At 58.2% G+C, this 9,734-nt stretch carries 7 protein-coding genes and 2 pseudogenes; 2 read left to right on the top strand and 7 right to left on the bottom strand.

Features of this window, described 5'->3' with window-relative positions; all coding sequences use genetic code 11:
• Window positions 1-345: MinD/ParA family ATP-binding protein (locus PGX04_RS31970; protein ID WP_377043831.1), on the top strand; the 345-nt coding region annotated here is incomplete at its 5' end.
• A gap of 54 nt (window positions 346-399) precedes the next feature.
• On the opposite strand, the gene PGX04_RS31965 is transcribed toward PGX04_RS31970, so the two are convergent.
• A complete protein-coding gene (locus PGX04_RS31965; protein ID WP_273742157.1) occupies window positions 400-1,683 on the bottom strand; it encodes a DUF7125 family protein in 1,284 nt (427 codons plus the stop codon).
• Window positions 1,684-2,043: 360 nt separating this feature from the next.
• Here PGX04_RS31965 and PGX04_RS31960 point away from each other — a divergent pair, with 360 nt between their 5' ends.
• Window positions 2,044-3,099 (top strand): outer membrane protein assembly factor BamB family protein, encoded by a 1,056-nt coding sequence (locus PGX04_RS31960; protein ID WP_273742156.1) that lies wholly within the window; start codon window positions 2,044-2,046, stop codon window positions 3,097-3,099.
• Between the two features lie 19 nt (window positions 3,100-3,118).
• On the opposite strand, the gene PGX04_RS31955 is transcribed toward PGX04_RS31960, so the two are convergent.
• The 6 genes and pseudogenes from PGX04_RS31955 to PGX04_RS31925 form a co-directional block, all read right to left on the bottom strand.
• Window positions 3,119-4,165: a DUF7286 family protein gene (locus PGX04_RS31955; protein ID WP_273742155.1), complete on the bottom strand. Its 1,047-nt coding sequence runs from the start codon at window positions 4,163-4,165 to the stop codon at window positions 3,119-3,121.
• A gap of 149 nt (window positions 4,166-4,314) precedes the next feature.
• Entirely contained in the window at window positions 4,315-6,177 is a 1,863-nt protein-coding gene (locus PGX04_RS31950) for a DUF7286 family protein (protein WP_425498474.1), read from the bottom strand.
• Window positions 6,174-7,127: pseudogene (locus PGX04_RS34900) on the bottom strand (DUF7284 family protein). Before PGX04_RS34900 ends, PGX04_RS31950 begins: the two are co-directional and overlap by 4 nt.
• Window positions 7,128-7,165: 38 nt before the next feature.
• Window positions 7,166-7,651 carry a DUF7285 family protein gene (locus PGX04_RS31935; protein WP_273742151.1) on the bottom strand — a complete coding sequence of 162 codons (486 nt, stop codon included), beginning with the start codon at window positions 7,649-7,651 and terminating at the stop codon, window positions 7,166-7,168.
• Window positions 7,629-8,525 (bottom strand): DUF7283 family protein, encoded by an 897-nt coding sequence (locus tag PGX04_RS31930; protein WP_273742150.1) that lies wholly within the window; start codon window positions 8,523-8,525, stop codon window positions 7,629-7,631. The genes PGX04_RS31935 and PGX04_RS31930 overlap by 23 nt, the downstream gene beginning before the upstream one ends.
• Window positions 8,526-8,621: 96 nt before the next feature.
• A pseudogene (locus PGX04_RS31925) lies at window positions 8,622-9,734 on the bottom strand (hypothetical protein); the annotation flags it as partial.

Here is a 9,734-nt window from a genome sequence, read left to right as displayed (position 1 = left end):
AGCGCCCAACTGGCCGTCCTCGTGACGACGACGACCGAGTCGGCCCTGACCGATGCGCTCCGGACGAAGCGGCTCGCGCTCGCTCTCGAGACGCCGATCGCAGCCGTCGTCCTCAACAGGGCGGACGCCGCGGCCATCGATCGGATCGGTGACCGCGTCGAACGGCACTTTAGCGCACCGGCGATCGGACTCGCGGAACTGCCGGCGGTCGCCGACGCGCAGGCCCGCCGACGTCCCGTTCGCGACGTCCATCCCGGCTGTCCCGCCGTCGATGCCGTACGGACGGTCGCTCAACGGATCGAGCGCTGCGAAAAACGACTGACCGATCGGATCGGCGTCCACTGATCGGTACGATGCCGGAACGGTCAGGGATGAGCCGGCCGCTCCCCAGAGAGCGAGTCAGAACCCGTCAGTAGCCGGGGAAACCCTCTCCTCTCCGAACTCGAGTTCGATCGCCTCCGTGGTCGCCCCGTCGGCTCTATACTTCGGAACCGACAGATAGTGTTCGACGGTCGCCCCTGTCTCGGGCGTGACCGCCGTTATCTCGAAGACCGCATCGGCCGCGTGCGTCGTCACTGTTCGATTCGACGGAATTGTGTGACCGTTCAGACAGTGTAACAGGCCGATACTCCCGGTTTCGACCAGTTGCTCTTTGAGGTCGTCGAGAAACGAGACGTACTCGTCACGACCGTCCCGCTCGAGCGCGTTCACGGGATCGACGACCAGCGTGGACGACGCCGGGAGTTTATCGGCCATCGACCTCGCCTCAGCGAGCCCGTTCTCGTCACTGAGACGGCGAACCGTCGGATCTCCCGTCGCCGTCGGAACGGACTCGAGCGCTCGCTGAACGTTGGCCGCCGACCGTTCGGTCGACAGATAGAGCGTGCCGCGGACGGCGGTCGTCTCGGAGAGAAACCGTTCGGAGCGACTGGCCGGGGCTGCCACGACTGCGACCATAGATCCCGGTTCCAGCCCGCCACCGAACGCCCGATCGAGTGGATCGTAACCAGTCCGCAGCAGGTCGTCGTCGTACGGTGGAGCCGATCCATCGACCGCGGTTCTCGTCGTTATCGTCGCCGCGATCTCGTCGTAGGCTGCTCGAGTCGCCTCGTCCGTCAGCGGTGCCGTTCCGTCTGGCACCCGGCCCAGAACCGGCACGTCGGTCCACGACCTGACCGTCTGCGGGACGCTCTCGCATCTGTTTACTACCGTTCCGAGTATCGGCACCTCGAGTCGGCGAGCCATCTCGATCGTCGTCTCTGCGGCGGAGATGCTGCGCTCGCTGTCAGTCGTGACGACGATCACTCCCTCGGCTGCCGAGAGCGGTTCGACCACGTCGATCCCCGCCCCCGACGGACAGTCCACGAACGTTCGGACGGTGTCGGACTCGAGCCGGTCGAGCGCCGCTTCGAAGTTCACCCGGTTCGACGATTCGGGGGCCGACAGCAGCCCGACGTTCGACGTTCGGGGACTCGGCTGGACGACCGATTCGACGGCGGCATCGGACTCGAGCGCGGCGAGCGTCGGCGTCCGATCAACGCCGCCCGCGACGTGCAGGTTCGGGAGTTGACAATCGGCGTCGATCGCGATCGACGTCGTTCCACGTCTCCCGACGGCCTCCGCGAGTCCGATCGTCGTTACCGTCTTTCCACAGCCGCCCTTCGCGCCGGCGATAGCGATCATACCGAGAGTGGTGCGGCATCCTTTTTGAACCTCCGTCCCGGCCCTGACTGGGGCTCTCTCCGTTTGGCGGGATGGCCGTCGCTCGAGGGGCGAATCCGACGATAGTCATCTACTCCTCGGTGAACGATCGCATTCGACGCCGGTATTTCTGATCGAGACAACATCCTAAGAATTATACTTTGTTGAGATAAAGTAACCGTACATAACATGAGTCGGAAATCGATTCGGACGCGCCGAAACTGGTTGGCGCGTTGTGTAAGCGTTACTGCGGGGCTTGCAACTTTGGCTGGTTGTACGAATAGTGACGAGACGAGTGACGAACCTGAAAACAGCGATGACCTCCCGCCTACTAAGTGGCCGATGTACGGTGTTGACCCACAGAATACTGGTCATCATCCGACGGCGACTGGACCGAGTGGTGAAGAGGTAGAACTGCGGACCGTCTTTGAATCGGAGGGAGTGATTAGTAACAGTCTGGCAATCGCTGACGGGATGTTGTACGTCGCTGCAGACAACCATCTCCACGCAGTTGATCTTGCAACTGAGGAACTCGAGTGGAAGAAACAGGTGAATGCATCACCTAGTGCTCATCCAACTGTTTCTGACAAAAGAGTGTATGCTGGTACAAAAGACGGAGTTGTCGCAGTAGAACGCGGGAGTGATACGGTGTTATGGAGGAACGATATTGGTATTAGTAGTGTGAATCCCGTAATCGCTGAAGAGGCAGTAGTCGGTACACAGAATCTGGTTCTCCATCGCTTTGATCCGGAGTCTGGTGACGAAAAACCTCTGCATAATATGCGAGATTATCAGGGCGGTGGGCCCCATACAAATGTTCCTGCTGTTACTGATGGAACTGTGTATTTTGCGGGTGAAAATACCCTCTATGCGGTAGATATCGAGACTGGCGAGGTTGAGTGGGAATTCGAGAATCCAGCAGGTGAACCATTAGGTGAGAGTAACCCGGCAGTCAAAGATGGGACAGTTTATGTTGGTGGTGAAGACCAGCGACTGTACGCAATTGATGCTAACAACGGGTCAGAAGAATGGTCATTTACAGTTAATGCTAGCGTGAAATGTAGCCCATCAATAGCAGATGGAACTATCTATTTCGGTGGAGCTGGCGCAGGTGCTCAGAAGCTTTTTGCTATTGATCGAGAGTCTCGAGATCATGTCTGGGGACCGAAGGACCTACGATATAGTGTACGCTCAAAGCCGATAATTGCTGATGGAATTGTCTATGTCTCTAGTTATCATGATTTGTTTGCCCTTAATTCAGAAGATGGAACTCTCAAGTGGCAGTTTGAAAGTCTTGGAGAAGGTGAATCAATTAGAGCGTCACCCGCTGTCTCTAATGGTTCTCTCTATGTTCCAACAGCTGAAGGTCATATATACGCCATAGATTCTATGAACTAGAAAATAGTTGGAATATCGTTTAACTATTCGCTGGTAGATTCCCATTTGAGATGCAATTTGTATTAGTAGTGTCAGGACTAGGGCCAATATTGTTCCAACCAACCGTACACTCTTCCTGTGGCGAATTCGAATTTTTATACCGCCATGTATCTCCAACACCAGGAGATCCTTTAGCTAACAGTTGCGGACTTGGAACAATAATCGGAATTACAAGAGTGTTATCAAATGAAATAGATTCAGCAGACCCAACAGCAAGTTTGTCTGCCTTGGCCCAGGGTGGTGTATCAATCACCACGTTCGAACTTTGTCGAACATAGGTCATTTCGCCTGTGTTTGTTGGATCTCCACTATTTGAACGTGCTTCGAACCGAGCATATTCTCCCTGTACTTCGAGATAATACGCATCGAGTTGCAGGTAGAACAGTGACGGCCACGGCATGAGAGGAAAGCCTGGGTGTCCGACGCTGTTGAGATATCCAGCACCCATTGGTGCATGTTCCGTTTCATTTATATTAGATATACTAAGGGTATTCCCACCCACCGGCCTAACTGCAGGAATCTTGGTCCGATTAACAGTCTCTAACGATAGATACGTTGGTGATGCTTCAACCTGATAGTTTACGTCTTCCATCAGTGGTGAATTCTTGAGTGATGCTCGTGCATCCTCAGGACGTGTTTTGGGATCCATCATCTGATCAATGAAGTTCATTGGACCCCCGAGGAGATCGTTACTGGTATCGAGAAGGCCGCCAAGGAGATCATTGAGTATACCACTACTCTCGCCGAGTGTCTTGTCGTGCCAGCCGCTGATCTGATCAATATTATCGTAAGTATTCTCGAAGTACCGTTTCCGAACCTCCGATCGGAGAAGGTCAGCTATGTTTTCATAGGGTACAGAGGTATTTCGATATACTAATTGATCCTCTTTCTGACGGACGTTTCCTTCAACTCTATCAAGTGGGCTCGGCTTCTCAACCATATTCCAGAGATCAGTCTGATGTGGCTCGACAGTCGTTATGACTTCATAATGAGTCTGATTGAGTTCGGACAATACCCACTCGTACAAGTCTTTCTTATTCCGAGGCTTGATATGTACATCTGGATCTGGGAAGTATGGAATCGCCCTCCCGAAATCATTCTCCGTGATTATCGAGTGACTGGATCGTTCGATTTCACGCTCGAGTTCCTGTTCTTGTGTCTGTACAGATGTTGAACTCAGATCGAATGTTTTTTCACTGCCCTTGTTTCAACACCTTTGAAATTATCGACGACACTATACTCTTCCTTCCAAGTATCCTCCTCAATAAGCGATTGAATACCGCGGGACTCACGATCAACTGTGAGATCATCAGAGACGAAGTTTCCACTGATTGCATAGCTAGCACTATACGTCGCGTTCTGTTCCCAATCCCAGGATGTGTATGACGACCTGTTTTTCTCCTTATGTTCCCATTCCGCTTCAACGCCGATCGAATTCTTATATGAGATATTGACTTCGGCGAGATCTCGATTATCGAACCCGGTATCGCCGTTATCGAATACTGTATTGATTGAGACTTCAGCTTCTGCCGGCGAGATACCAGCATGATAGGTGACATTAACTGGTCCAGACCAGTTGTCGGGATTCTGAGCCCATTCACTCGGAGGTATTGGATCCGGTAATCCAGTATGTTTATTTGGGCCAATCTCCGTCGTTCTTATATCTACGTTATATACGTCTTCTATAGAATTTGACAATATATCTTGTTGAGGAGCATTACTCAGAAATTCCTCCTCTATATCCCCCATAACACCCCCGTTATCATCACGAAGATTGCCAACTCTGTCAGCGATATCTTGATTGTCCAAACTATCTGAATAATAGCTAATAAGGTAATTTTTGTCAAATATACTGGTTTTCATGAGCGAGTCATTGAACTCCGATTCCACCTGCTCCATAGTCATCCCACTAACCATCTGCATATACGCAACATCGGCGAACGGATGTGCCTGAATCTCGACGTCGGTCTCGACGTTGTCCTCGAGCATGGTCAGCACAATATCCTGTACGGTTGGTGGATCCGGGAGTTCCCCCTCTTGGTCGATCAGACCGCTATCACAGAGATCTGTCCGATTAGAGAGATTACTCGCCTCGCCGTCCGAGAGGAAATCCGAGGTCTCGATATCGCCCGCACTCGAGGCGAGGTCGCCGGCCATACAGAGCGTCGGCAAGAGCATAGCCCGATCGTTGTACGGATCGGTTGTACCGAAGGTTTTCTCCTGAAGCCCGAAGACGGCGTCGTTGACCATGACTTCGGTGTGCTCGTTGGGTGTGAGGTTGTGAAAGGCACGGTCACCGCTGCCGAGTCGGTCGTAGTAGGCTTTCCCCCACGCGTACGGGTACATCCGAGCGGCGAAGTACCGCCCGAAGCCGTCGTACTGGCCATCGCTTTCGAAAAAGCCCGTGTTGAGCTGCGATTGGAACTCGTCGGTCCGGTTTTTGAGCTGGTAGAGCGGCGTTCCGACAGTCACCGTCAACTCCCGTCGCTCGGTGACTGGCTGACTCTCCGTTTCGTCGACGGTGAGTTCGATGCCGTCAACCGAGACGGTGAGGACGCCCGATTCGCCCGTTTCGAGAGAAACTCGATCGATCGCCGCCTCGAGGTCGTCGCTGTCGCTCCAGTCGATCCGTTCGACGGAGGCTTCGGCGGTCGTCTCCCCATCGAATTGCTGGTGGGCGCTCGCGAACGACTCCGAAACCTCTCGGTAGATGAGGAGTTTGAGATACTGGTCGAAGACGGCCTCGTCGTCGTCCATCGCGGCGCTGACGGGAGCATCTGCCCCGTCGGTTGACGTGACGGGGGCGCCGGCGGCATCCTCGGTCGCGCGGACGATCGCCTGTCGCAGTTCGGCGATCGCGACCGACTCGGCGCGATCCATGGCGAGCGCCCGATTGGTGTCGACGTCTGGGGTTTCTCTGGACTCCAACACGCCGACGATCGCGATGCTACTGACCAGTAGCAGTACGGCGATCAGGGCGAACGGAATCCGGGCTCGGTCGTCGTCTGCGATCGAAACTGTGTGGGGTCTGCGTGTCATACGTACCAGGTTTGAATCGTAATCGTGACCTCGTCGGTCGATACCTCGTCGGCGAGCAACGCCGCGATCTCCTCGTCGCGTCGCTTGCCGTCGTACTGCTCCTCGATCGTCGCGATTTCGTCTGCCAGCGCCGTTTGTAGGTCCTCCCCGAGCCAGTGTCCCAGCCCGCTCCGGCCGAACGTGTCCGCGTCCGCGATCCCGCGAACCACCTGCGCGTTCGCTTCGACCGCGTTCGCCTCCTCGCGTTTGAGCGGGCCGTGGTGAGCCGGAGCCGTCGTCCCCGTGAACTCGTACTCGAGCGGTTTCACCATCCGCTCGTACTGTGAGACGGTGAGCTCGTGGGAGAGCCCCTGACTCTCGAGGGATCGCTGGGTCGCCGCGGGCGGGAAGTAGCCGTCGACGATCGCGTTCCCGATCACCGTTCCAACTGCTTCGTACGCGTCTGCGTCCGCGTACGCGGTCTCGACCTCGTCCGAATCGACGGCGTGAATCCCGCTCGAGGCCGTCAGCGTGACGCTCGAGACGTCCTCGTTCGGCGGCGGTCGTTCACCGGCCGTCGCCGTACCGTTGATCGAGGCGCCGTCGTAGGGCTCCTACTCGGCGATAACGTAGAAATGGCGGTTCGACCCGATGAGGGCGCTTTCGACGGACGCACCGACGGCGGTTTCGAACTCGTCGCCGGCGGGACGAATTCGAGTGCCGTCGACGTGGACGTTCGCGACGGCCGCATCCGCGAGGAGTCCGGTGGCCGAGCCGTACTCGGTTCGGTGGTACTCTCCCTCCCGATCCGCGATCGGCGCAGCGTCATCGAGACTGTACTGAACGCTGATGGTCGATTCGCCGAGAAGTTCGGCCGTCCGATCGGCTCGATTCTCGTCGACCCCGTCGTCCGAGTCGTGCAGGTGGGTCCCGATCAGCAGGACGCTGGCGCTAACGAGCAGGAGGGCCATCGCGACGTCCATAACCGTACTCACGGCACGGTCGCCACTCATCCGTTCCACACCCCAACGAGTAGCGTTCCACCGCGGACCGCGCCGGGCCTCGTGGCGACGGCGACGGGACGGGTGGCAACGCCGGCCTCGGCCGGCGGCCCCTCTAGCTCGCCGCTCTCGATCGGATCGCGATTCGGCTGCCCGTCAGTTTCGAACAACGCGTCGGCGACGACGGTCTCACGGCCGTCATCGACGACCGTCACCTGCACGTAGACGTTCCGTCCGTGAGGGAGTGATTCCGTCTCGATCAGGGCCTCGAGTTCGTCGTGATCATAACTGCGAACAACACCATCGGTCTCGATGTCCCCTTTGATCCGAGTCACTGCCGTCTCTTCGGTCGTCCGGTCGGTGGTTCCGGGAAGCGTATCCGTCAGATAGAGGCCGTAGAGTCCGATACCGACGATGAGCGCCGAAACGGCGACGAGCGCGGCGAGCGGCTCGGTCTGCCCGCGCCGTCCGTTAGACGGTGACGAGCGTGACATAGAACGACTCCGAGTCGCGATTTCGGTTCACGTATCCGTGGGTCTCGACGATTTCGTCCGTGATGTCGATGGTTTCTCCCCCGGACTCACAGATGCGTACCATCTCACTGCCGCGGTCTGCTCGGATGGTCTCCTTGCAGAGGGTGGTGCTCTCGGCGGTAACCTCGACGCGGATTGGAAATTCTAACCAGCTGTTCTTCTGGAAATCGTACTGTCCAGCGGGCGCGGTTTCTCTCGAGGGGGTCGCTTCGACGGTTTTCTCGATGTATGCGTCCTGTTCCTCGCTTTGAACGTCAAAGGTCAGCTTCGTGTCAGTGTTCGCCTCGTACGCGAACGTGACGTCGTGGGTCGTTACCCCTGCAGAGATCGCTTCGACAGACGCGCGTATCGTCGGAACTGGCGTCGTACTGACCGTTCTGACCCGTAACTGATCGTCCGCGGTCCGCCATTCACCGGAGTTGTCCGCATAGGCGTCTTCGACGTCCTCGAGAAATACCTCGAGCGCGTTCGTCTCCGTGTCATCGAGTTCCGCCGCATACTCCGCTTCGAAGGGGCGTCCCGCGGAGAGGTTCTCGAGGCGTTCGTGCCCCATCACGGGGACGACGTGGCCGTAGCTGAGACTCGCCCGGGAGGTGCCGTGCTCGTTTCGCATCGCGAGCGTTCGGCCGTCGAACTTGATCTCGGTCGCGTCGTGATTGTACGTCGCACTCGCGTCGTACGATCTTCCAGCGGTTTGCTCGATCGTATTTGCGGCTCGGTTCGCGTCCGGGGGCGGTCCGGCCGGCAGCCCGAGTGCGATACCGGCGACGGCGGCGCTGATGGTCGAGACGGCGAGCCAGACGTACCACGAATCGATCGGGGCTTCCAGATCCATGCTGCTGGTGGCCGCGTATTCGTATTTAAATCCGAGTCCGGATCGAAACGAAGCTGAATCGAGAGCCGCGACTCGACGAGCGCGGGACCGGGATGATCAGAGCAAGACGCCGATGACGGCTACGGTCAGGACGTAGAGGATCATCGCGGAGACGAGCGTTCGACCGACGTGATAGCCGACAAGGGCCCGATCGAGACCGTGACGAAGCCCGATCGAGAGCGGGGTGATGATGAAACAGAGCGCGATCACGTAGAGACCGACGACGATCGCGAGCGATTCCGCGGGAAACGCGGCGGCATTCATCTCTCCCGAGGCGATGATATCCTCGCTCGACATCATGGCGGCCATGCCGACGGTCGCTCCGGCGACGAGCGGAGCGAAATACGCCGCCGTGTTGTCGAGCGTCCCGGTGACCTGCTCGAGGTTCCGTTTCGTCTCGGCTTCGACCGCCTCGAGTTCCTCCAGATGGTCGGCCATGGAGACGATGGCACGGCCGGCGGGTTTCCCCTCTTCCGAGGCGATCGCGAGCAACGCGGCGGTCCCTCGAGTCCGGGGGCTCGGAACGTTCCGAAGGGCACCGTACTGGCCGAGAAATGCCTCTCGAACGCCCGTATGGAGCCGTCGCTGAAGACCGGCGGCGTCTTCGAAGACGGCACCGGTCTCGGCGGGGACCCGGTCGCCGGCGAGTTCGACCGCCGACTCCACGGACTCGCCTTCGGCGACCTGTCGGCCGACGATGTAGAGCGCGTCGGTCAGGTGAGCTTCCACGTCGCGGACGTACTGCCGAACGGCGAGGACGGGACGATACGTTGCGACCAGTGCGACGCCGACCCCGAGGCCGATCGCCTCGTATCCCTCGAGGAGCCGTCGCCGGTCCGTGTCGGAGAGGGCCGTATCGACCGCGTCGAGGGCGTAGCGCGGAACGTCGCCAGGCCGGCCGTAGATCCGCGCCTCGCTTCCCGTCCGCAGCGACTGGAGGTCTCGGAGATGCGCGCCGTCGTCGATCGTTCGGTCGATGAAGTACTGGCCGATAGTGAGCCCGACGGTGGCGGGCAGGACCGTCTCGTCGCGCTCGAGATCGGTCGCCGCCGCGATCAGCCCCGATTCGACGCCGATATCGGCGATCGGTCCGGCTCTCGTTCGGACTTCCGAAGCGACGGCGATCGGGTCCCGTGAAGCGGCCGCGGCCAGCCGCTCGTCGCGCTCGCC

This window comes from Natrinema soli (genome assembly GCF_028618695.1).
Note: the sequence above shows the minus strand (reverse complement) of the source record. Positions and strands in the feature narration are given on the sequence as shown.

Coding starts and splice junctions, on each gene's coding strand:
- PGX04_RS31965 (WP_273742157.1), bottom strand. CDS start 1,683: ATGATCGCTATCGCCGGCGCGAAGGGCGGCTGTGGAAAGACGGTAACG.
- PGX04_RS31960 (WP_273742156.1), top strand. CDS start 2,044: ATGTACGGTGTTGACCCACAGAATACTGGTCATCATCCGACGGCGACT.
- PGX04_RS31950 (WP_425498474.1), bottom strand. CDS start 6,177: ATGACACGCAGACCCCACACAGTTTCGATCGCAGACGACGACCGAGCC.
- PGX04_RS31935 (WP_273742151.1), bottom strand. CDS start 7,651: ATGTCACGCTCGTCACCGTCTAACGGACGGCGCGGGCAGACCGAGCCG.
- PGX04_RS31930 (WP_273742150.1), bottom strand. CDS start 8,525: ATGGATCTGGAAGCCCCGATCGATTCGTGGTACGTCTGGCTCGCCGTC.